This window comes from Streptomyces sp. NPDC001852, assembly GCF_042891825.1.
In the GTDB taxonomy this organism is placed as follows: Bacteria; Actinomycetota; Actinomycetes; order Streptomycetales; family Streptomycetaceae; genus Streptomyces.
The window spans coordinates 86,883-108,304 of sequence record NZ_JBIATN010000017.1 but is presented as its reverse complement, the minus strand read 5'-3'; the positions used below and the strand labels follow the sequence as shown (position 1 = coordinate 108,304).

General features: G+C 72.6%; 24 protein-coding genes. 14 read left to right on the top strand and 10 right to left on the bottom strand.

From position 1 onward, the window contains the following. The 9 genes from ACFYZB_RS28060 to serS all read left to right on the top strand — a co-directional run bounded on the left by ACFYZB_RS28060 (window position 1) and on the right by serS (window position 7,881). Window positions 1-483: a type II toxin-antitoxin system RatA family toxin gene (locus ACFYZB_RS28060; RefSeq protein WP_388763430.1), complete on the top strand. Its 483-nt coding sequence runs from the start codon at window positions 1-3 to the stop codon at window positions 481-483. A 21-nt stretch (window positions 484-504) separates the two neighbouring features. Next, window positions 505-1,035, top strand: coding sequence for a hypothetical protein (locus tag ACFYZB_RS28055; RefSeq protein ID WP_351211016.1), 531 nt, complete (start codon window positions 505-507; stop codon window positions 1,033-1,035). After that, window positions 1,032-1,577 (top strand): flavin reductase family protein, encoded by a 546-nt coding sequence (locus ACFYZB_RS28050; RefSeq protein WP_388763428.1) that lies wholly within the window; start codon window positions 1,032-1,034, stop codon window positions 1,575-1,577. Before ACFYZB_RS28055 ends, ACFYZB_RS28050 begins: the two co-directional genes overlap by 4 nt. Further along, window positions 1,574-2,554: a VlmB-like protein gene (locus tag ACFYZB_RS28045; RefSeq protein ID WP_388763426.1), complete on the top strand. Its 981-nt coding sequence runs from the start codon at window positions 1,574-1,576 to the stop codon at window positions 2,552-2,554. The genes ACFYZB_RS28050 and ACFYZB_RS28045 overlap by 4 nt, the downstream gene beginning before the upstream one ends. Then, complete coding sequence (locus tag ACFYZB_RS28040) at window positions 2,551-3,558, top strand: beta-ketoacyl-ACP synthase III (protein ID WP_388763424.1); 1,008 nt, start codon at window positions 2,551-2,553, stop codon at window positions 3,556-3,558. The genes ACFYZB_RS28045 and ACFYZB_RS28040 overlap by 4 nt, the downstream gene beginning before the upstream one ends. Before the next feature lie 35 nt (window positions 3,559-3,593). Beyond that, window positions 3,594-3,824, top strand: coding sequence for a phosphopantetheine-binding protein (locus ACFYZB_RS28035; RefSeq protein ID WP_351211008.1), 231 nt, complete (start codon window positions 3,594-3,596; stop codon window positions 3,822-3,824). Further along, complete coding sequence (locus ACFYZB_RS28030) at window positions 3,824-5,044, top strand: beta-ketoacyl-[acyl-carrier-protein] synthase family protein (RefSeq protein WP_351211006.1); 1,221 nt, start codon at window positions 3,824-3,826, stop codon at window positions 5,042-5,044. The genes ACFYZB_RS28035 and ACFYZB_RS28030 overlap by 1 nt, the downstream gene beginning before the upstream one ends. An 85-nt stretch (window positions 5,045-5,129) precedes the next feature. Then, window positions 5,130-6,611, top strand: coding sequence for an APC family permease (locus ACFYZB_RS28025; RefSeq protein WP_388763423.1), 1,482 nt, complete (start codon window positions 5,130-5,132; stop codon window positions 6,609-6,611). Beyond that, window positions 6,604-7,881 (top strand): serine--tRNA ligase, encoded by a 1,278-nt coding sequence (gene serS, locus ACFYZB_RS28020; protein WP_388763421.1) that lies wholly within the window; start codon window positions 6,604-6,606, stop codon window positions 7,879-7,881. The genes ACFYZB_RS28025 and serS overlap by 8 nt, the downstream gene beginning before the upstream one ends. A 52-nt stretch (window positions 7,882-7,933) precedes the next feature. On the opposite strand, the gene fabI is transcribed toward serS, so the two are convergent. The 6 genes from fabI to ACFYZB_RS27990 form a co-directional block, all read right to left on the bottom strand. Next, entirely contained in the window at window positions 7,934-8,701 is a 768-nt protein-coding gene (gene fabI, locus ACFYZB_RS28015) for an enoyl-ACP reductase FabI (protein WP_388763420.1), read from the bottom strand. Then, window positions 8,698-9,027, bottom strand: a complete 330-nt coding sequence (gene fdxA / locus ACFYZB_RS28010; RefSeq protein ID WP_388763419.1) for a ferredoxin — start codon at window positions 9,025-9,027, stop codon at window positions 8,698-8,700. The genes fabI and fdxA overlap by 4 nt, the downstream gene beginning before the upstream one ends. Window positions 9,028-9,055: 28 nt before the next feature. Then, complete coding sequence (locus ACFYZB_RS28005; RefSeq protein WP_388763417.1) at window positions 9,056-10,423, bottom strand: MFS transporter; 1,368 nt, start codon at window positions 10,421-10,423, stop codon at window positions 9,056-9,058. 156 nt (window positions 10,424-10,579) lie between these two features. Continuing rightward, a complete protein-coding gene (locus ACFYZB_RS28000) occupies window positions 10,580-11,680 on the bottom strand; it encodes an acyl-CoA desaturase (protein ID WP_351210995.1) in 1,101 nt (366 codons plus the stop codon). A 259-nt stretch (window positions 11,681-11,939) separates the two neighbouring features. Next, the gene (locus ACFYZB_RS27995; protein WP_388763415.1) at window positions 11,940-12,089 is read right to left on the bottom strand and encodes a hypothetical protein; all 150 of its coding nucleotides are present in this window, start codon (window positions 12,087-12,089) and stop codon (window positions 11,940-11,942) included. A gap of 29 nt (window positions 12,090-12,118) precedes the next feature. Next, window positions 12,119-13,126, bottom strand: coding sequence for a DUF2156 domain-containing protein (locus tag ACFYZB_RS27990; protein WP_388763414.1), 1,008 nt, complete (start codon window positions 13,124-13,126; stop codon window positions 12,119-12,121). Window positions 13,127-13,530: 404 nt separating this feature from the next. On the opposite strand from ACFYZB_RS27990, the gene ACFYZB_RS27985 reads away from it, so the two are divergent. From ACFYZB_RS27985 to ACFYZB_RS27975, 3 genes are all read left to right on the top strand, one after another. Beyond that, window positions 13,531-14,316 (top strand): BTAD domain-containing putative transcriptional regulator, encoded by a 786-nt coding sequence (locus tag ACFYZB_RS27985; RefSeq protein ID WP_388763412.1) that lies wholly within the window; start codon window positions 13,531-13,533, stop codon window positions 14,314-14,316. 112 nt (window positions 14,317-14,428) lie between these two features. Continuing rightward, window positions 14,429-15,973 carry an acyl-CoA carboxylase subunit beta gene (locus tag ACFYZB_RS27980; RefSeq protein WP_351210987.1) on the top strand — a complete coding sequence of 515 codons (1,545 nt, stop codon included), beginning with the start codon at window positions 14,429-14,431 and terminating at the stop codon, window positions 15,971-15,973. An 11-nt stretch (window positions 15,974-15,984) separates the two neighbouring features. Then, the gene (locus ACFYZB_RS27975) at window positions 15,985-16,188 is read left to right on the top strand and encodes an acyl-CoA carboxylase subunit epsilon (RefSeq protein ID WP_388763410.1); all 204 of its coding nucleotides are present in this window, start codon (window positions 15,985-15,987) and stop codon (window positions 16,186-16,188) included. 76 nt (window positions 16,189-16,264) lie between these two features. On the opposite strand, the gene ACFYZB_RS27970 is transcribed toward ACFYZB_RS27975, so the two are convergent. From ACFYZB_RS27970 to ACFYZB_RS27960, 3 genes are all read right to left on the bottom strand, one after another. Next, window positions 16,265-16,699: a DUF6299 family protein gene (locus ACFYZB_RS27970; protein ID WP_351210983.1), complete on the bottom strand. Its 435-nt coding sequence runs from the start codon at window positions 16,697-16,699 to the stop codon at window positions 16,265-16,267. 129 nt (window positions 16,700-16,828) lie between these two features. Then, entirely contained in the window at window positions 16,829-17,227 is a 399-nt protein-coding gene (locus tag ACFYZB_RS27965) for a RidA family protein (protein ID WP_351210981.1), read from the bottom strand. Then, complete coding sequence (locus ACFYZB_RS27960; protein WP_388763408.1) at window positions 17,224-18,357, bottom strand: acyl-CoA dehydrogenase family protein; 1,134 nt, start codon at window positions 18,355-18,357, stop codon at window positions 17,224-17,226. The genes ACFYZB_RS27965 and ACFYZB_RS27960 overlap by 4 nt, the downstream gene beginning before the upstream one ends. A 150-nt stretch (window positions 18,358-18,507) precedes the next feature. Between ACFYZB_RS27960 and ACFYZB_RS27955 the strand changes: the two genes are divergently transcribed. After that, a complete protein-coding gene (locus tag ACFYZB_RS27955) occupies window positions 18,508-20,100 on the top strand; it encodes an AMP-binding protein (RefSeq protein ID WP_388763406.1) in 1,593 nt (530 codons plus the stop codon). Window positions 20,101-20,115: 15 nt separating this feature from the next. Further along, window positions 20,116-20,928 (top strand): PaaX family transcriptional regulator C-terminal domain-containing protein, encoded by an 813-nt coding sequence (locus ACFYZB_RS27950; protein WP_388763404.1) that lies wholly within the window; start codon window positions 20,116-20,118, stop codon window positions 20,926-20,928. Window positions 20,929-20,940: 12 nt separating this feature from the next. On the opposite strand, the gene ACFYZB_RS27945 is transcribed toward ACFYZB_RS27950, so the two are convergent. Next, window positions 20,941-21,387, bottom strand: a complete 447-nt coding sequence (locus ACFYZB_RS27945) for a hypothetical protein (protein ID WP_388763403.1) — start codon at window positions 21,385-21,387, stop codon at window positions 20,941-20,943. Window positions 21,388-21,422: the final 35 nt, after the last annotated feature.

Sequence of the window (21,422 nt, the reverse complement as noted above, 5' to 3'; positions counted from 1 at the left end):
GTGCGGCACGTCGAACTCGATGCCCTGATACCCGCGGAGCAGGCCGACACGGTCCTGCACGCCGTACGGCGCTGGGAGAAGTACCCCGACCTGGCGCCCCACGTCAACGCGACGACCGTGCACGCCTCCTACCCCGACCCGAAGGCCTCCTCCAGCTGGGAGCTGCACTTCCGCAGCGGCCTGCTGCGCTGGACCGAGGACGACGTGGTCGTGCCGGAGGAGGGCGCGATCCGCTTCGAGCAGTCCGACGGGGACTTCGACTCCTTCTCCGGGACCTGGTCCGTCCGGCAGTCCGGCGCGGACGTCACGGTCCGCTTCGACGCCGACTTCGACTTCGGCATCCCGAGCCTGGAGGGCATCCTCGACCCGATCGCCGAGCGGGTCATCAAGGAGACCGTCGCCTGGGCGCTGACCGGCCTGTTCCCGGCCGTGCGCATCCAGGGCGGCATCGAACTCACCACGCCCGCCGCGGTCGGCGCCTAGGACCCGCGCGAGGAGCTGACCATGGACCAGGCGAACCCCTTCGAGACCCCGCGCACCTACTCGCTGCACCGCGCCGAGTACCTGGTGGGCCTCGCCGTCACCACCGGCCTGATCGTCTACCACTTCGGCGACATCCGCTGGCTGCCGGCGCTCGGACTGTTCCTCTACATCGACCTGATCGGCTACATCCCCGGCGCGATCGCGTTCCGCAGGAGCGGCGGCCGGCCGATCCCCAAGGCCTACTACGTCCTCTACAACGTCATGCACAGCCTCATCACCCAGGGCGCGGTCGCCGCGCTGTGGTGCTGGCTGGTCAGGCCGGAGTGGGCGCTGCTGGTGCTGCCCTTCCATCTGTTCGGCGACCGCGGCCTGTTCGGCAACTTCATGAAGTCCTTCGCGCTGCCCTTCGAACCGGTCCGCCAGGAGGGCTATCTGCGCCTCCTCGACGACCTGGGCCTGCCCCACCCGAAGCCGGTCGGGCACGCCATGGACCCGGTGCCGGTCGGACACGTGCCCGCACGTGTCGTACGCGAGACGGAGGCCGTGCGATGACCACCGCCACGGAGGTACGACGCCCGGTCCGGCAGGACCCCGCGGAGCGCCGGCGCGCCCTGTACCACCTCGCCTCCCCGGTGTCCCTGCTGACCACCGGCCCCGAGGACCAGATGCACGGCACGACCGCCAGCACGGTCACCCTCGTCTCGCGCGAGCCCCTGCTCGTCGGGGTCGTGCTGCGGGCGGGCTCGTCCTTCGCCCGGCTGGCGGCCGCGGAGGGCCGGTTCGCGATCAATGTGCTCGGCGCCGAACAGGCCGATGTGGCACGGCGGTTCGCGGACAGCTCCCGGCCCGACGGCGACGCGGCCTTCGCGGGCCTCGCCTGGACGGCGGACCGGTACGCGCACGCCCCGCTGGTCGCGGGCGCGCTCGCCCACTACGTCTGCCGCTTCCACTCCGCGCACCCGGCGGGCGACAGCGAACTGCTGCTCGGCCACGTCGTGCGGGCCACCGCGGACGACGGGATCCCGCTGTTGTCCTACGCCGGCGGGCTGTACGCCGGCTCCCTGCGCTCGGCGAAGGAGGCCGCCGCGTCATGACCGCACCTGTGGCACCGGAGGCGGACTGGGAGAAGGCGCCCGGTCTGCTGGACGGCGCGAAGGAACTCACCCTCGGCCCCGAGGAGTGCGACCTCGCCTACTGGATCACCTCGGTCGCCCAGGGCACCCTGCGCGACCGCGGGGCGACCGGCCACCACGAGAACGCGCTCACCCCGGACTTCCTGAAGGCGCCCGGCCCGCTGCGCCAGGCGCTGGTGCTGGAGTTCGGCTTCCGGGCGCTGGCGGAGGAGCTGGCCACCCGGCTGCTCGGCCACTACGTCTCGATCGCGCCCGGCATCCCCCAGATGGAGTTCTACGCCACCCAGCTGCTCGACGAGGCCCGGCACGCCCGGGTCTTCCGCCAGCACCTGGTGGAGCTGGGCATCCCGCAGCGGACCCTGCTGAAGGACATCGAGGAGATGGCCCGGGACTACCGCAAGCGGGTCCTGGACCCGGTGGTGGACTTCACCCTGGACATCGTCCGCGACCAGGCCGACTTCCCCGGCGGGGTCGCCGTGTTCGCCATCATCATCGAGGGCGTGCTCGCCCCGGCCGCCGAGCTGAGCGAGCGCAAGTGGACCCCGCTGTCCCCGGCGACCGGCGAGATCTCGCGCGGCACGGCCATCGACGAGATCAGGCACCTGACCGTGGCCAGCACCATCCTGCGCGACCACGTCGCCGAGCATCCCGAGTACAAACCCAGGCTGCTTCAGATCCTGCGCGCGGGCGTCGAGCTGTGGGACGAGATCCCGGACCGGGAGTTCGTCCTCCACCGCGAGGAACTGTTCCAGGAGGGCATGGGCCGGCACGCGGACCTCATCGGCGACTACGAGATCTGGCCGGGCGTACGGCTGCTCGACACCACCGCCGAGCAGCGCTACGACATGGCCGAGCGGTGGACCGACGAGATGGCCGAGGTCCGCATCGCCTACATGGGCCTGCCCGTCGAGGTCCTCTCGTCGGAGGCCGGCGCATGAGCAGCGGGCGGGCCGCGGTCGTCGCCGGGATCGGGTCGTACGTCCCGCCCAACCGGGTGACCAACGACGACCTTTCGGCCCGGCTGGAGACCTCCGACGCCTGGATCCGGTCCCGCACCGGGATCGCCGAACGGTACGTCGTCTCGCCGGGCACCTCCACCGGCGACCTGGCGGTCGAGGCGGGCCTGCGGGCCCTGAAGTCCGCCGGGGACGAGCGCGTCGGGGCGGTGGTGCTCGCCACCACCACCCCGGACCAGCCCTGCCCGGCCACCGCACCGCAGGTGGCCGCGCGGCTGGGGCTCGGACCCGTGCCGGCCTTCGACGTGGCGGCCGTCTGCTCCGGGTTCCTCTACGGCCTCGCGTCCGCCGCGGGGCTGATCGCGGCCGGCGTCGCGGACAGCGTGCTGCTGATCGCCGCCGACGCCTTCACGACGATCATCGACCCGGCCGACCGCACCACCGCGGTGATCTTCGCGGACGGCGCGGGCGCGGTCGTGCTGCGGGCCGGCTCGCCCGCCGAACCGGGGGCGATCGGGCCACTGGTGCTCGGCAGCGACGGCGAGCTGAGCCATCTGATCGAGGTGCCCGCGGGCGGCTCCCGGCAGCGGTCCACCGGCCGTGAGGCCGCCGCGCGGGACCACTTCTTCCAGATGCTCGGCCGGGACACCTACCGGCACGCGGTGGAGCACATGACCGCCGCGTCCACCGAGGCCGCCGTGCGGGCCGGCTGGCACCTGGGCAGCGTCGACCGTTTCGTGGCCCACCAGGCCAACGCCCGGATCCTGGAGGCGGTTTCGAACCGGCTCGGCATCCCCGCCGAAGGCCGGCTGAGCAACATCGAGCGGGTCGGCAACACCGGCGCCGCCTCGATTCCGCTGCTGCTCGCCGAGGCCACCGCCGAGGGGCGGCTCGCCGCGGGCCACCGAGTGCTGCTCACCGCGTTCGGCGGCGGCCTGTCGTGGGGTGCGGCCACTGTCATCTGGCCGGAGCTGCAGACCATCTGATCGACCGTCAGCACATACCTGTGAAAGGAACCGACATGCTGGAGCAGCTCAAGGAAATCCTGTCCAACAAGCTCAAGGTGTCACCCGAGGCCATCACCCCGCAGGCCACCCGGGAGGACATCGAGCTGGACTCGCTGGCCGTGGTGGAGCTGTCGCTGCTGCTGAAGTCCGAGCTGGACCTGGACATCAGCGACGACGACCTCCTGGAGGCCGAGACCGTGGCCGACATGGTCCGGCTCATGGAGGAGCGGAGCGCGACGGTCTGATGGCCGGCATGGACATCGCCGTCACCGGGCTCGGCCTGATCACCCCGGGCGGGATCGGGGTCGGGCCGAGCTGGGCGGCGGTCTGCGACGGCAGGCCGGCCGCCGCCCTCGATCCGGTGCTGGCGGACAACCCCGTACAGATCTCCTGCCGGGTGCCCGGCTTCGACCCCGAGACCCTGCTGAGCGCGCGGCGCGCCCACCGGCTGGACCGCTTCGTGCAGTTCGCGCTGGTCGCCGCGCACGAGGCGGTGGCCGACGCGGGCCTGGACCCGCAGACCTGGGACGGCGCGCGGGTGGGTGTGGTGCTGGGCTGCGCCGACGGCGGTCCGGGCACGGTCGAGGACCAGCACCATGTGCTGCGCGAGCAGGGCGCCGACCGGGTGTCGCCGCTGCTGCTGCCCATGCAGCTGCCGAACATGCTGGCCGGCCAGACGGCCATCGAGTTCGGGGCGACCGGGCCCAACCTGGTGGTGGCGACGGCCTGTGCCTCGGGCGCGACCGCCATCGGCACCGCGCGGGACCTGCTGGCGCTCGGCCGGTGCGACATCGTGCTGGCCGGGGGCAGCGAGGCCATGATCACCCCACTGGTCATGGCCGGGTTCGCGCAGATGGGCGCCCTGTCGAAGCGGCACGACGATCCGGCGTCCGCGTCCCGGCCGTTCGACGCCGACCGGGACGGGTTCGTCGCGGGCGAGGGTGCCGGGATCCTCGTGATGGAGCGGGTGGCCGACGCGCGGGCGCGGGGCGCCCACATCCACGGCCGGATCATCGGCTACGGAGCGACGGCCGACGCCCACCACATGACGTCCCCGCACCCGGACGGCACGGGCATCGAGGCCGCGGTGCGAGCCGCTCTCGCGGACGCGGGTGCGGACCCGGACGACGTGCAGCACGTGAACGCCCACGGCACGTCGACACCGCTGAACGACCTGTCCGAGGCCCGCATGATCCAGCGGACCCTGCGCGGGGATCCGCTCGTCACCTCCACGAAGGGAGTCACCGGTCATCTGCTCGGCGCGGCGGGGGCCGTGGAAGCGGTGTTCGCCGTGCTGAGCGTGGAACGTGAGCTGATTCCGCCCGTCGCCAACCTGGTCATGCCCGATCCCCGGATCGAGATCAAGCTGGCCCAGACCCTGACCGAGATGCCCATCGACCTGGCCCTGAGCAACTCCCTCGGCTTCGGCGGGCAGAACACGGCGCTGGCGATCGCCCCCGCCTGAGCGCACATGCGCAAGCAGCCGTCCGCCGAGAGAGCTCCGCGGGCGGCTGTTCCCCTTTTCAGGTCCTCCCTGCTCTGGAGTCCCCATGTCCACCAGTGGTTCCACCCCTCGTTCCCCCTCCCCACCCGGCCGGCTCGGTACCGGGCACATCCTGTTTCTCATCGTCGCCGCGGCCGCACCGCTGTCCGCGATGGTCGGTACGGTCCCGCTCGCGTTCGCCTTCGGTGACGGCGCCGGCGTGCCCGCGGCCTTCCTCTTCGCCGGAGTGACCCTGCTGTGCTTCTCGGTCGGGTATGCCGTCAGTGCCCGCCGTACCGGAGGCTCCGGCGGCTTCTACGCCTCCGTCGCCGACGGACTCGGCAGGCCGCCCGCCGTCGCGGCCGGGTATGTCGCGCTGCTCTCCTACAACTGCGCCACCATCGGGCTCGCGGGCGCGCTCGGCTACTTCACCCAACTCGTCCTCGCCGCCCATGGATTGACGGTGTCCTGGGAGTGGTGTGCGGCCGTCGGGCTGGTGCTGACCGCCGTGCTCGGGTACCGGGAGATCGCGCTCAGCGCCCGGGTGCTCGCCCTGCTGATGCTGGGCGAGATCGGTGTGCTGGCGGCGCTCGACGTGGCCATCCTCGCACGGCACGGACTGCATGCCCTGCCCACCGCCTCCTTCTCCCCCCACACGGCCACCGGCCCCGGCGCCGGCGTCTCGCTGATGTTCGCGTTCGTCTCCTTCATCGGCTTCGAGTCGGCCGCGCTGTACGGCAAGGAGGCGAGGGATCCCCGGCGCAGCGTGCCCCGGGCCACGTACGCGGCCGTCGTGCTGATCGCCGGCTTCTACGCGCTGACCAGCTGGCTCGCGGTGGGTGCGGTCGGCAGTGGCCGGGTGCGGGAGGTCGCGGCCAAGGAGATGGGCGACCTGTTCTTCGTACTCGGCGACGACTTCCTCGGCAAGGCGGGCAGCACGGGGCTCCAAGTGCTGCTGTGCACCAGCCTGTTCGCGGCGACGCTGGCTCTGCACAGCGCCGCCAACCGGTATGCGCAGGTCCTCGCCGAGGACGGTCTGCTGCCGGGCGCCCTGGCCGCCGAGCACGCACGGCACGGCTCCCCGCACCGGGCGAGCCTCGCGCAGAGCGCGCTGACCGCGGTGGTCGTGGCCGCCTTCGCCGTGGCGGGCCTCGACCCGTACGCCGACCTGACCACCAGCATGCTCGGCCTCGGCACCCTCGGCATCGTCGCGCTGCAGGCACTGGCCGCGCTGTCCGTGCTCGGGCTGCGGCTGCGCGGGGGCGGCGGGCACTGGTGGCGGGAGACCCTCGCCCCGCTGCTCGGCTTCGCCGGGCTGGCCGCCTCCGTCTGGCTGGTCGTCGGCAACTTCGACATGCTCACCGGGTCCCCCTCGAAGGTGATCGCCGCCCTGCCCTGGCTGCTGCCGCTGGTCGCGCTGGGCGGTCTGGCGTACGCCGCCCGCATGCGCTCGGCCCACCCGCTGCGCTACCGCCGGCTCGGTACCCGGCACCTCGCCTCCCCCGCACCGGCACCCTCCCCCGCCCTGACTGGAGACCGCCATGCATGACGCCCACGAGCTGATCGAGGCGGGCCCGGACGCCGTACGGCGCCTGGCCCGCCGCCGCCACGACCTCGACCTGGAGGCGCTGAGCGCCGCCCTGCGCCACCGCTCCGCCGCGCAGGCCGAGGTCACCCGGCTGCGCACCGAGCTGAACCGTACGGCCAGGGCGCGCCGCTCCGGCCCGCCGACCGAGGCGGAGAAGGAGGCCGCGCGTGCGCTGCGGGCCGAGGTGCAGCAGGCGGAGAGCGCCGCCCGGAAGGCCGCAGGCGAGCTGTGCGAGCTGATGCTCTCGATCCCCAACCTGCCGCTGGACGCCGTCCCGGACGGTGACTCGGAGAAGGAGGCCGTGGAGATACGGCGGGACGGGCCCGCGCCGCGTCCGGCGGACGGGGCCCGCCACCACGCCGAGATCGGTGAGGCGCTCGGCATCCTGGACTCCCCCGCGGCGGCCCGGCTGTCCGGCGCCCGGTTCAGCGTGGCCCGGGGTGCCGGTGCCCGGCTGGAGCGGGCCCTCGGCGACTTCTTCCTCGACCTGCACACCCGCGAGCACGGCTACACCGAGCAGTCCGTGCCGTTCCTGGTCAGCCGGGACACCATGACCGGCACGGGTCAACTGCCCAAGTTCGAGGAGGACCTGTTCCGCACCCAGGTCGGCGACCGGGAACTGTTCCTGATCCCGACCGCCGAGGTGCCGCTGACCAACCTGGTGGCCGGGCAGCTGCTGGACGCGCGGAGCCTGCCGTACGCCTTCACCGCCCGCACCCCCTGCTTCCGCGCGGAGGCGGGGGCGTACGGCAGGGACACCCGCGGTGTGCTCAGGCTGCACCAGTTCGAGAAGGTGGAGCTGGTGCGGATCTGCGCGCCGGAGCAGGCGCAGGAGCAGCTTCAGCTGATGGTCGGGCACGCCGAGGAGTGCCTGCGCCGGCTGGAACTGTCCTTCCGTACCGTGCTGTTGCCCGCGGGCGACATGGGCTTCTCGGCGCGGATGACGTACGACATCGAGGTCTGGCTGCCGGGCGGCGGCTCCTTCCGGGAGATCTCCTCGGTCTCCGACTGCGGCACCTTCCAGGCCCGCCGCGCGGACATCCGGGTCAGGCGTGCCGACGGCCGGAAGACCCCGGCGGCCACCCTGAACGGGTCGGCCCTGCCCATCGGGCGGACCGTGGCGGCGCTGCTGGAGCAGGGCGTCCGGGACGACGGGTCCGTGGTGCTGCCCGAGGCGCTGGTGCCGTACACCGGCTTCCGGCGGATCCTGCCCGGGGGCGCGACCGAGTGAGGGCACGGCGAAGGGGCGGGAGTCGGACTCCCGCCCCTTCGCCGTGCGCGTCTCACGCGCCCGTCATGTGCACCCCGCCGTCCACGTGCACGATCTCGCCCGTGGTGCGCGGGAAGAAGTCCGAGAGCAGGGCTACGACGCCGCGGGCGGCCGGATCGGGGTCGGTGAGGTCCCAGCCGGCCGGGGCGCGGCCGGTGGCCCAGACGTCGGCCAGCTCGGAGAAGCCGGGGATGGACCTGGCGGCCATGGAGCGCAGGGGGCCGGCCGCGACGAGGTTGCAGCGGATGCCGTGGCCGCCGAGGTCGCGGGCGAGGTAGCGGCTGGTGGACTCCAGGGCGGCCTTGGCGACGCCCATCCAGTCGTAGTGCGGCCAGGCCACGCTCGCGTCGAAGGTGAGTCCGACGACCGAGCCGCCGCGCCGCTCCATCAGCGGCAGGCAGGCCGTGGTGAGGGCCTTCAGGGAGTACGCCGAGACGTGCACGGCCGTCGCCACGTCGGCCCAGGTGCCGTCGAGGAAGGAGAAGGCGCCCTCGGGCCCGTAGGCGATGGAGTGCACCACACCGTCGAGGGAGTCGGTGTGGGCGCCGATCCGGTCGGCGAGGCGGTCCAGGTGGTCCTGGTCGGTGACGTCCAGCTCGATCACCGGGGCGGCCTTGGGGAGTTTGCCCGCGAACCGCTCGATCAGGGAGAGCCGGCCGAAGCCGGTGAGCAGCACCTCGGCGCCCTCCTCCTGGGCGATCCGGGCCACGTGGAAGGCGATGGAGGCGTCCGTGACCATTCCGGTGACCAGCACCCGCTTCCCGGCGAGGATGCCGCTCATGCCACCGACACCCCCTTGGGCAGCGCGCTCACCAGTGCCGAGTCGTGGTCCTGGGGGCCGAGGGCGGTGCCGCCGCCGGGCGAGCCGAGGTCCGCGAAGAACTCGGCGTTGGAGGCCGCGTGGTCGCCGCCCCACTCCTCGGGCAGGTCGTCCTGGAAGTAGATGGCGTCGACCGGGCAGACCGGTTCGCAGGCCCCGCAGTCCACGCATTCGTCCGGGTGGATGTACAGGGCGCGGCGGCCTTCGTAGATGCAGTCGACGGGGCATTCGTCGATGCAGGAGCGGTCCTTGACGTCGACGCAGGGCAGTCCGATGACGTAGGCCATCTTCAACTCCTTCTGGTACTGGGAGGGTTCAGTCGACCGGGGTCCCGGTGGTGCGCTCGCCCAGGGTCAGCACGGTGAGCGCCAGGACGGCCATGGCTGCGGCGATCACGGCGAACAGGGCGCCGGCGCCGTGTGCGTCGAGGACCGGCAGCAGGACGAAGGGCAGTGCGGCGGCGCCGAGTTTGGACAGCGAGTAGGCGGCGCCGGCGGCGGTGGCCCGGATCGCGGTGGGGTACTGCTCGGACAGGTACACGTGGGAGACGCTGGAGAAGACGTTGCTGCAGAGCGTGTAGGCGAAGCCGCACACCACGACCAGTTCCGCCGAGGCCGCGTACGCGAAGCCGAGTCCGGCCACGACCATCGCCGCCGCAGAGAGGGCGATCAGGGTACGGCGCTCGACGCGGTCCACGATCGGCAGGGCGAGCGCGGAACCCACGGGGTAGCCGAGGAAGGACAGCGCGGTGAAGCCGAGTCCGGCGACGACGCCGTAGCCCTTGGCGGCGACGATCTGCGGGGCGAGGGTGCCGAAGCCGTAGTAGCCGACGACCGAGAGCGCGCAGAAGAGCCAGAGCACGAGGGTGCGGCGGCGCAGGCCGGGGCCAAGCACGTCCCGCAGCCGGGCGCCGTCCGCCACGGCCTCGGTACGGGGTGCGGGCCCCTCCGGCAGGAGACCCCGACCGGCCGCCTCGGCCTCCATCCGGCCCACCAGCCTCTCGGCCTCCGCGGTGCGGCCCTTCGCCGCGAGCCAGCGTGGGGACTCGATCAGGCCCCGGCGCAGCAGCCACACGACGGCCGAGCCGAGCGCGCCGAGCACGAAGAGCCAGCGCCAGCCGGCCACGCCGAGCGGGGTCCGGGGCACCAGCCACAGCGCGGCGAAGCCGACCGCGGGGACCCCGCAGAAGGCGAGGGTGTAGGCCCGGGCGATGAAGCGGCCGCGCTTCGAGGCGGGCAGTACGTCCGCCAGGTAGCAGTCCGACAGGGCCTGTTCGGCGCCGATGCCGAGACCGGCGAGGAAACGGGTCACGATCAGCCAGGCGGCGTCCGGCGAGAGGGCGCCGAGCAGGGAACAGACCGAGTAGACGGCCAGGTTGACCTGGAAGGCCCGGCGCCGGCCGAACCGGTCGGCGATCCGGCCGAGCGTCAGCGAGCCGATGAACTGGCCGAGGAACGCGGAGGCGAGGACGAGCTTGAGCGAGGTCGCGCCGAAGCCGAAGTCGCTCTGCAGCACCTTGCCGATGGTGCCGGACAGGTTGTTCTCGAAGGTGTCGAAGAACAGGCCGACACCGACGACCGCGGTGAGTCTGCGGTGCAGCGCGGTGATCGGCAGCCGGTCCAGGCGGGCGCCGATCGGGGCGGCAGCGGTGACACCGCCCGCCGCCGCGGTGGTCTGGGACATGGGCTGGCTCCTTACTGACTCCTGCGTGGGGTTCAGGTCCGCCCCCGGCCAAGGAACCGCCCGGGCCACCGGCGGGCCCGGGCGTGCGGCCCGGGGGCCGGGGTGTGGGGTGTGGGGTGTGGGGTGAAGTGGGCGCTGTCGTAAGGGAGTGGGTGATCAGACCGATTCCATGGCGCGGCGCCGGATCTGTTCCTCCACGTCACCGCGGCGGACGGGCGCGCTGACCTCGTGGAGGTAGGAGGCGACCTCGCGGTAGGAGGCCCAGAACCCGACCTCGTGGTACGGCACGCCGCGTTCGGCGCAGTACTGCATGGTCAGCTCCCGGGCACGCGGCAGGTTCTTCTGCGGCATGGCCGGGAACAGGTGGTGTTCCACCTGGTAGTTGAGACCGCCGTAGAGGAAGTCGATGAGCAGGCTGGGCCGGATGTTGCGGGAGGTGAGGACCTGGCGTTCCAGCCAGTCCAGGGTCTCCTCCTCGCCGTCGCGGATCTGCATGCCCTTGTGGTTCGGGGCGAAGATCATGCCGAAGTAGACGCCGAGGGAGGCGTGCTGGACGACGATGAACGCGACCGCGAGCGCCGGGGACAGGACGGTGAAGACGCAGGTGAGATACACGGCGGCGCGCAGCAGGATCAGGAACGTCTCCAGCGCGGGCCGCTTGGTCCTGCCCTGGACGATCGACAGGACGGCCGTCTTCAGCATCTTGAAGCCCTCCAGCACGAGCAGCACGAAGAACAGCACGCTCTGGTAGCGCACGACGAACTTCTGGGTGCCCTTGCGGGTGGGGTACTGCTTGATGTCGAAGATGGCGGTGCGCCGGCCGATGTCCGGGTCCATGTCCAGGTGGTTGGGGTTGCTGTGGTGCCGGTTGTGGTGGTTGACCCACCAGCCGTAGCTGACGCCGTTGACCAGGTTGGCGTGGATGTAGCCGACCGCGGAGGCGGCCTTCTTGCTGCGGAACATCGCCTTGTGGCCGGCGTCGTGCCACATGAACGCCGACTGGCCGCCGCACAGGCCCATCCACAGGGCCGTGACGAGCTGCCACCAGGTGTCGCCGAGCTCGAAGAAGGCGGCGAAGCCGATGAGCAGCAGGGTGGTGTTGAGGGCGAGCTTGCCCACGTAGTAGCGGGGGTCGAGGTCGAGCAGGCCCTCGGCCTTGACCCGTTTGAGCAGTTCGGCGAAGGTCGCCGAGGCGCCGGGGCGCGGGGCGGCCTCGAAAGCCGGTACCCCGGCCGTCTGGGTGTGCGGACGCTGCATGCGTTGCTCTCCTTGGGAGAAGTGCCCGGTGCGGGCGGCGGCGCCGCTGCCCCGCGGAGCTGCGGGCGCCGCGAGTCGACTTCGGCTCCCGCGTGCGGTCACCGTCGCGGGACAGGTCCTGTCGGGGTCCGCCCGGCGGATCCGGGCGACGGGAGCACAGTGCGGTGCTCCCGGGTCCGGACCGCCGGGCGGACGTGTGTCCAGCGTTCCGTGCCGTACTGATGTGGCACTGATACCGGTCTGATCCAGCCGGGCGCGCTCAGGCGGCGGCCTCGGCGCGCAGCCGCTCGTCGAGGGCGCGGACGACCGTGTCGGCGGTCTCGGCGACCTGCTGGTCGTCGGGGGCGCCGATGACGGCCATGAGCTGCTCGACCATGGCGTGCTGGAGTTCCTCGGTGGACTGGCTCATGATGGGTCTCCCGTCTGGGTGATGTGACGTCAGAAGGCGTTGCAGGCACGGAAGATGTGCGCGAACCCGGGCAGTGAGGCCTGCGGGCCGTCGAAGGCGACGTACTCGGGGATGAGCAGGTCCGGCGCCCACTTCTGCTTGTACGACAGCTGGGTCTGCGCCGGGTACAGCGCCGCGCCCTCGGCCCACAGGGCGTGCATCAGCCACTGGAACGCCGGGCTGTGGCCGTCGAGTTCATGGCTCGCGTCCAGGCCGGTGAACGGCGTGAACCCGAAGTGCAGCCACTCGACGCCCTCGGCCCGGAACACCTCGACGGCGTGCGCGTTGATGGCCTCCATCAGGCCGGGGGAGCCCTCGGGGATGCGGCGGCTGAGGTCGTGCATCCAGCCGGCGCGGCTGCCGTACACCGGCGAGTAGGAGATGTAGGCGACCGGGGCGCCGTCGATGGTGCCGGTGAACAGCCGGCGGTGCGCCTGGGCCTCGCCGCCGATCTGGCCGACGAGGAACTCCAGTTGCTGGGCGCCGCCCTTGGAGCCGAGCCAGGCCGCGTCGATGGTGGCGATGGCCTCGGTCACGTCGGCCGCGTCGACCTCCTGGATCGTCAGGCCGTTGCGGTGGGCGCGGGAGATCTTGTTGCGCAGCTGCATGAACTTGGTGCCGCGCAGGGTGAACCCGTCGAGGCTCACCGCCCAGGAGGCGCCGACCTGGTTGACGGTGAAGCCGCGCCGGGCGTAGCGCTCGGCGTCCGTGCGCTGGAGCTGGACGCCGACGAGGTTCAGGCCCTCGGCGCGGACGTGGCTCCGGAAGGCTTCCAGGAGGGTGTCGTAGTCCTCCTCGGCGGCGAAGGGGCCGCCGAACTGCACGGCCCAGCGGCCGGTGCGGCGGTGGACGACGACGCCGTCCGTGCCCGGGACGGTGAAGATGCTGTTTCCGCTGTTGAGTGCCAGGAACGAACTCGGGTTCTCGCTCGCGGTGTGCCTGCCTATCGCCTCGAGCACCCGGTTTCCGGTGGCGGTTTCGGTGGTGGTCGCGGTCATTCCCGTACCCCTTTCGGGAGCGTTTTCACGGCAAGGGAGTGTCGAAGCGAGTACAGCACCGCCGGGACGCCCAGGAAAAGGGCAGTTGGAAATTCATTGCCGTGTGTCAGAAGCGCGTCAGCATTCCGTCAGCGCGCACTGCGAGGGTGTGGGACATGAACGGCAGTCGTACCAAGATTTCCGTACACGGGTGAAATCGAATTAACCGGTCCGTCGCGCGGAAACAGATTCACCCTCCCAGGTCCGCCGGCCGCCCCCCGTCCCGGCGGAGCAACCGCCCCGGCGGGCCGCTCGAGAAAAGGCCCGCCGGGGCGTGGCGCGTTCGGCCTCCCGCATTCCACCGCACCGCACCGGAAACACCGTCGCCGAGGAATTGTCGTCAAAGGTCATCAAGGGGGAATGACATGCTGAGGTTCTCCGTTCTCGGGCCACTGCAGATACGCACCGACGCCGGTCCGGCGGACGTGCCGGGCGATCTGCAGCGCATCCTGGTGCAGACGCTGCTGGTCTGCGAGGGCCGGCCGGTCTCCGGGGAGAGCCTGGCCGAGGAGATGTGGGGCGAGGCCTTGCCCGACAACCAGGCCAACGCCCTGCAGGCGCACATCAGCCGGCTGCGCCGCAGGCTCCGCGCGCTGGAGCCGGACCGGCCGGTGTCGCGGGTGACGATGCATCCGGCCGGCTACCGGCTGGGGCTGGGCGAGGGGGAGCTGGACGCGGCCGAGTTCGTCCGGGCGGTGCGGCTGGCCGAGTCCGCCGGGCCTCGGGACGCCGAGCGCACCGCCCGGCTGCTCGGGGACGCGCTGGCGCTGTGGCGCGGGCCGGTCTTCGGCGGCTTTCCCGGCGGGACCCTGTGCCAGCTGGCGGGCGCCCGCTACGAGGAGCACCGGATGCGGGCGATGGAGCTGCGCTTCGACGCCGAGCTGCGGCTGGGCCGGCCCGCCGCCGTGCTCGCGGAACTGACCGACGCCCATGCCAACCACCCGTTGCGGGAACGGTTCTGCGAGCAGCTGATGATCGCCCTGTACTGCTCGGGACGGCAGGCCGACGCCCTCGACGTCTTCCACCGGATGCGGCGCCGGCTGGACGAGGAACTCGGCATCCAGCCCTCCCCCGCGCTGCGCCGGGTCGAGAACGCGATCCTCTCCCACGACCCGGCCCTCACCGGCGACCGGCTCCTCCAACCAGCATGAGTCACCGGGTCGTTGACGCACAGACGGCCCGTCAGCCGACGGTCAGCCCCGGTTGTCACGATCGGCGGGGTGACGCCACCGAAGAGAACCCCTCACGCAGAGGCAGGCAGACATGAAGTCCCAGGTCGCGGAACTGGCCGAACTGCGCGCACGCGTACTCGCCGGCCCCGGCGAGAAGGCGACGGCCGCCCAGCGGGCCAAGGGCAAGCTGACCGTGCGCGAGCGGATCGGCCTGCTCCTCGACGAGGGCTCGTTCCACGAGGTCGAGCCGCTGCGCCGGCACCGGGCGACCGGGTTCGGCCTGGAGGCGAAGCGGCCGTACACCGACGGCGTGGTCACCGGCTGGGGTGCCGTCGAGGGCCGTACCGTCTTCGTCTACGCCCATGACTTCCGCATCTTCGGCGGGGCGCTGGGCGAGGCCCACGCCGCCAAGATCCACAAGATCATGGACATGGCCATCGCGGCCGGCGCGCCCCTGGTCTCCCTGAACGACGGTGCGGGCGCCCGCATCCAGGAGGGCGTGACCGCGCTCGCCGGGTACGGCGGCATCTTCCGCCGCAACACCGCCGCCTCCGGGGTGATCCCGCAGATCAGCGTGATGCTCGGGCCCTGCGCCGGCGGCGCCGCCTACTCGCCCGCCCTGACCGACTTCGTCTTCATGGTCCGCGGGACCTCGCAGATGTTCATCACGGGCCCGGACGTGGTCAAGGCGGTGACCGGCGAGGAGATCACCCAGAACGGCCTCGGCGGCGCCGACGTCCACGCCGAGACCTCCGGCGTCTGCCACTTCGCCTACGACGACGAGGAGACCTGTCTGGAGGAGGTCCGGTACCTGCTCTCCCTCCTGCCCCGCAACAACCGGGAGAACCCGCCCGCGGTGCCCTGCGACGACCCGGCCGGCCGGCGCTGCCCCGCGCTCGCGGACCTGGTGCCGGCCGACGGCAACCGGCCGTACGACATGACCCGGGTGATCGAGGAGATCGTCGACCACGGCGAGTACCTGGAGGTGCACCAGCGCTGGGCCCGCAACATCATCTGCGCCCTGGCCCGGCTGGACGGCCACGTCGTCGGGATCGTCGCCAACCAGCCGCAGACCCTGGCCGGTGTGCTGGACATCGAGGCGTCCGAGAAGGCGGCCCGGTTCGTGCAGCTGTGCGACGCGTTCAGCATCCCGATCGTCACCCTGCTCGACGTGCCCGGCTTCCTGCCGGGCGTCGGCCAGGAGCACGGCGGCATCATCCGGCACGGCGCCAAGCTGCTCTACGCCTACTGCGACGCCACCGTGCCCCGCATCTCGCTGATCCTGCGCAAGGCCTACGGCGGCGCGTACATCGTCATGGACTCCCGGTCGATCGGCGCCGACCTGACCTACGCCTGGCCGACCAACGAGATCGCCGTGATGGGCGCCGAGGGCGCCGCGAACGTCATCTTCCGCCGGCGGATCGCCGAGGCCGACGATCCCGAGGCCATGCGGGCGGAGCTGGTCAAGGAGTACAGGGCCGAGCTGATGCACCCGTACTACGCGGCCGAACGCGGCCTGGTCGACGACGTGATCGACCCGGCCGACACCCGTGCCGTCCTCATCGGCGCGCTCGCGATGCTCCGCGCCAAACACGCCGAGCGCCCCGCACGCAAGCACGGCAATCCCCCTCAGTGACGGAGGTCCCCATGTCCCTGTCCCCCACGCCCGCCCCCGTTCCCCCGATCCGCGTCGAGAAGGGCGAGGCCACCGACGAGGAGCTGGCCGCCCTCACGGTGCTGCTGCTCAGCCGGGGCGCCCTCGCCGGCGCCGGTGCGGAGCCCTCCTCCCCCGGCACCACCTCCTGGCGCCCGCACGCCTTCCACGCGCCGCACAGCTGGCAGCGCTCCTGACGCCGGGCGCCGCACGTGCGCCGGGTGGCCCGGCACGGGAGGGTGTGCCGGGCCACCCGGCGCGGGGGGACGTCCGTCACTTCTGGGTGAGCGTGACGTCCTGCTCCTGGACGGCGTGGAAGTCCGGCAGCAACAGCAGCAGGCCGCCGCCGGAGCGCAGGTCCGTGACCGTCGCCTGCACATGGGCCTTGCCGGCCTTCAGGGACTTCGGCGAGATCGTGCCGGTGTTCTCCCAGCGGTGCTCGGCGCCGTCACACCGGGCGGGGGTGCCGCCGATGCCGTACACGGACGTGCGGTCACCCTGGCTGACCGTGGAGCTCACGAAGGCGACACCGGAGGCATCGGTGCAGCGGTAGGTGCCGGTGAGCGTGATCGTGCCGTCCTTGGCGATGTGGCCGGTCGGATCGACCGTCACGGTCTCGGAAGAGTCGGCGGCGGCTGCCGGGGCGACGGCGGTGCACAGCAGAGCGGCTGCGCCCAGGGCCGCGGCGAGGGCGGGGCGTAGGGGCACGGGTACCTCCGGATCCACGGAATTGGGGGTTCCACTGGTACCGGTCTGCCGGGCCGTCGGGCGTGACCGTCACCCCATCGGTGGCGCGTCATGGAACCGTCGGCCTCCCCCGGAAGGTGACGACAGGACCTACGGCAGCACCGCGAACCCGTCCAGCTCCACCATGGCCTGCTCGTCCCACAGACGTACGACCTGTACGACGGCCATCGCCGGGTAGTCCCGGCCCGCCAGGTCCCGCCAGATGCGGCCGAGCCGGCCGGCGTGGGCGCGGTACGCGGCGACGTCCGTGGCGTAGACGGTGACCCGGGCGAGGTCGGCGGGGGTGCCGCCGGCCGCGCGCAGGGCGGCGAGGAGGTTCCCGAGGGCCCGCTCGAACTGCTCGGGGAGCGTGGCCCCGGTGACCTTGCCGTCGGCGTCGAGGGCGGTCTGGCCCGCGAGGAACACCACGCGCGAACCGCAGGCGACGACGGCGTGCGAGAAGCCCGTGGGCGGGGACAGCTCGGGCGGGTTGACGCGCTCGGTCGTCACCGGGGTCCCTCCTGCGTCGTCGCGTACAACTCCTTGGCGATGATGGCCCGCTGGACCTCGCTTGCGCCCTCGTAGATGCGCGGGGCGCGCACCTCGCGGTAGAGGTGTTCGAGGAGGTGGCCGCGGCGCAGGGCGCGGGCGCCGTGCAGCTGGACGGCGGTGTCGACGACGTACTGCGCGGTCTCGGTGGCGAGCAGCTTGGCCATCGCGGCGCGCTTCGGGACGTCGGCGGCACCCTCGTCGTACGCCGTGGCCGCCGCATAGACCATCAGCCGGGCCGCCTCCGTGCGCAGGGCCATCTCGGCGACCTGGTGGGAGACGGTCTGCAGGTCCATCAGCCGGCCGCCGAAGGCCTCGCGGCGGCGGGTGTGTTCGAGGGTGGCGTCGAGCGCGGCCCGGGCCATGCCGACCGCGAAGGCGCCGACGCTGGGACGGAAGAGGTTGAGGGTGCCCATGGCGACGGCGAAGCCCCGGTCGGGCTCGCCGAGCACGTCGTCCGCGGTGACCGGCACGGCGTCGAAGTCCAGGGCGCCGATGGGGTGCGGCGAGAGCATGTCCAGCGGGGTGCCGGTGAGCCCGGGCCGGTCGGCGGGGACGAGGAAGGCGGTCACACCGCGGGCTCCGGCGCCGGGCGTGGTGCGGGCGAAGACGGTGTAGAAGTCGGCCTCGGGGGCGTTGGAGATCCAGCGCTTGGCACCGGTGAGCCGCCAGCGGCCGGCGCCCTCGGGCTCGGCCGCCAGGGACAGCGCGGCCGCGTCCGAGCCGGCCCCCGGCTCGCTCAGCGCGAAGGCGGCGACCGCGCTGCCGTCGGAGACCCGGGGCAGCCAGCGCTCGCGCTGGGCGGGGCTGCCGTGGGCGTGCACCGGGTGGGCGCCCAGGCCCTGCAGGGCGAGCGCGGTCTCGGCCTCGGTGCAGGACTGGGCGAGGGACTCCCGCATCAGGCACAGGTCGAGGGCGCCGGAGCCGAACAGCCGGGCCAGGAGACCCAGTTGGCCGAGCTCGGCGAGGAGCGGCCGGTTGACGTGTCCGGGCTCGCCCTTGTCGGCGAGCGGCCGCAGCCGCTGCGCGGCCGTCGTGCGCAGCTCGGCACACCAGGCGGTCTGCTCCGGTTCGAGCGAGAATGCGGGCACTGCCGGTCCTCCCTCCGAGTCGGGCCGTGGTGGCCACCGGACCGAGGTTATCGCGCACAGTTGACTGCCGTCACCAACACGATACGCTCCAACTGCAAGCGCACCAGGAAGCCCGTCCGGACGTCTGTCACGGCAAGGGGGCGAACCGCCATGCATCGCTCGGCCCACGTCGACACCTTCGCGCGCGACCATCTGCCGCCGCCGGACGAGTGGCCCGAGCTGCGGTTCGACCTGCCGGAGCTGCAGTACCCCGACCGGCTGAACTGCGCCGCCGAACTCCTCGACCACGCCGGGGCGGACCACCCGGTCTTCCACACCCAGGACGGCCCCACCTGGACGTACGGCGAACTGCGCACGCACGTGGACCGGATCGCGCACGTGCTCACCGGCGACCTCGGCGTGGTCCCCGGCAACCGGGTGCTGCTGCGCGGCCCCACCACGCCCTGGCTCGCCGCCTGCTGGCTGGCCGTGCTGAAGGCGGGCGCGGTGGCCGTCACCGTGCTGGACCGGCAGCGCCCGCACGAGCTGGCCACGATGTGCGAGATCGCCCTGGTCCGGCACGCGCTGTGCGACATCCGGTCGGTGGCTGACCTGGCGAAGGCCGACATACCCGGGCTGCGGATCACGACGTACGGCGGTGACGGTCCCGACGACCTCCTGCACCGCCCCGGGCCCGGCACGCCGTACCCGGCGGTCGACACCGCGGCCGACGACGTGGCCCTGATCGCGTTCACCTCGGGCACCACGGGCCGTCCGAAAGGGTGCATGCACTTCCACCGGGACGTGCTGGCGATCGCGGACACCTTCTCGAAGCATGTGCTGCGCCCCCGCGCGGACGACGTCTTCACCGGCAGCCCCCCGCTCGGCTTCACCTTCGGCCTGGGCGGGCTGGTCGTCTTCCCGATGCGGGCCGGCGCCAGCTCCCTGCTCCTGGAACAGGCGGGCCCCCGCCAGTTGCTCCCCGCGATCGCCGGGCACCGCGTCTCCGTCCTGTTCACCGCCCCGACCGCCTACCGCGCCATGCTGGAGCGGCTCGACGGGTACGACGTCACCTCGCTGCGGCGCTGTGTGTCGGCCGGCGAGAACCTGCCCGCGGCCACCTGGCGGGCCTGGCACGAGCGCACCGGCCTGCGCCTCATCAACGGCATCGGCGCGACCGAGTTGCTGCACATCTTCGTCTCCGCGGCCGACGAGCGGATCAGGCCGGGCACCACGGGTGTGCCGGTGCCGGGCTGGCAGGCGCGGGTGCAGGACGCGCACGGCACGCCGGTGCCGGACGGCGAGCCCGGTCTGCTCGCCGTGCGCGGCCCGGTCGGCTGCCGCTACCTCGCCGACCCCCGCCAGCGCGCCTATGTGCGCGACGGCTGGAACATCACCGGTGACACCTATGTCCGGGAGCCCGACGGCTGGTTCCGCTATGTGGCCCGCGCCGACGACATGATCATCTCCGCCGGGTACAACATCGCCGGGCCGGAGGTGGAGGACGCGCTGCTGCGGCACCCGGACGTGGTGGAGACGGCCGTCGTGGGCCGGCCGGACGAGGCCCGCGGACAGGTGGTGGTCGCCTACACCGTGCTGCGCGAGGGCGCCCGGCGCGACCCGGAGGCCCTGCGCGCGTTCGTCAGGTCCGAACTGGCACCGTACAAGTGCCCGCGGGAGTTCGTCTTCCTCGACGCGCTCCCGCGCACCGCCACCGGCAAGCTGCAGCGCTTCCGGCTGCGCACCGAAGGTGACCGGCAGTGATGCGGACGACCTAAAATGATCAACGTGTCCGAGCAGCACGCCCCCAGGTCCCTCATCGTCACGCTCTACGGCGCGTACGGCCGCTTCATGCCCGGCCCGGTGCCCGTCGCCGAGCTGATCCGGCTCCTGGCCGCGGTCGGCGTGGACGCGCCCTCCGTCCGCTCCTCGGTGTCCCGGCTCAAACGGCGCGGTCTGCTGCTGCCGGCCCGCACGGAGTCCGGCGCGGCCGGGTACGAACTCTCGTCGGAGGCACGGCAGTTGCTGGAGGACGGCGACCGCCGGATCTACGCCGGCGCACCACCGCGGGACGAGGGCTGGGTGCTCGCGGTGTTCTCGGTGCCCGAGTCGGAGCGGCAGAAGCGGCATGTGCTGCGCTCCCGGCTGGCGGGCCTGGGCTTCGGCACCGCCGCACCCGGCGTGTGGATCGCCCCGGCCCGGCTCCACGAGGAGACGCGGCACACCCTGTGCCGACTGCACCTGGACCCGTACGTGGACCTGTTCCGCGGCGAGCACCTGGGCTTCGCGCCGACGGCCGAGGCGGTCGCCCGCTGGTGGGACCTGGCCGCGATCGCCAAGGAGCACGAGCGCTTCCTGGACGCGCACGGCCCGGTGCTGCGCGCCTGGGAACGCCGTCCGGCCACCCCGCCCGAGGAGGCCTACCGCGACTACCTCCTCGCCCTCGACTCCTGGCGCCACCTGCCGTACACCGATCCCGGCCTGCCCGCGCATCTGCTCCCCACGGGCTGGCCGGGCGTGCGCTCGGCGGAGGTCTTCCGCACGCTGCACGAGCGGCTGCGGGACGCGGGGGCGGAGTTCGCGGGGGCGTGAGGCGGCGTCGGCTCACAGCGAGGTCAGGCAGTACAGGTGTGCTCCTTCCGTCCGGGCGCGGTGGGCCAGGCCGACGAACCTGCGGATGCTGTCCTCGGCGTGCAGGTAGTCGGCGAAGTGTGCGTCGTCCATGTCGCACGCCTGGAGCGCGAGCATCGGCACCGCGTCCTCGACCACGTCGGCGAGCGCGTCCCGCCAGGCGTCGGGCAGTTCCTCGAGGAACGCCCCGCCGTCGGAATGCGGCACCTCGTCCGGGTCGGGCCAGACCGGCTCCGGCTTGGTCCCGCGGGCGGGCGGTGTGCCCGTCGCGAAGGCGATCAGCCGATCCAGCGCCAGGTGGGGGTCGATGCCCCCCACATCGAGCCCGTCCACGCCCAGCCGCTCACCGTCCGGTCCGATGACCTGATCCACCGCCGTGCCCCGGCCACCGGCGAGGAAGTACTCGTGCGACACGCCCATGACGTCTCCGTTCGTCCCACTGCCCCCACGAGTCG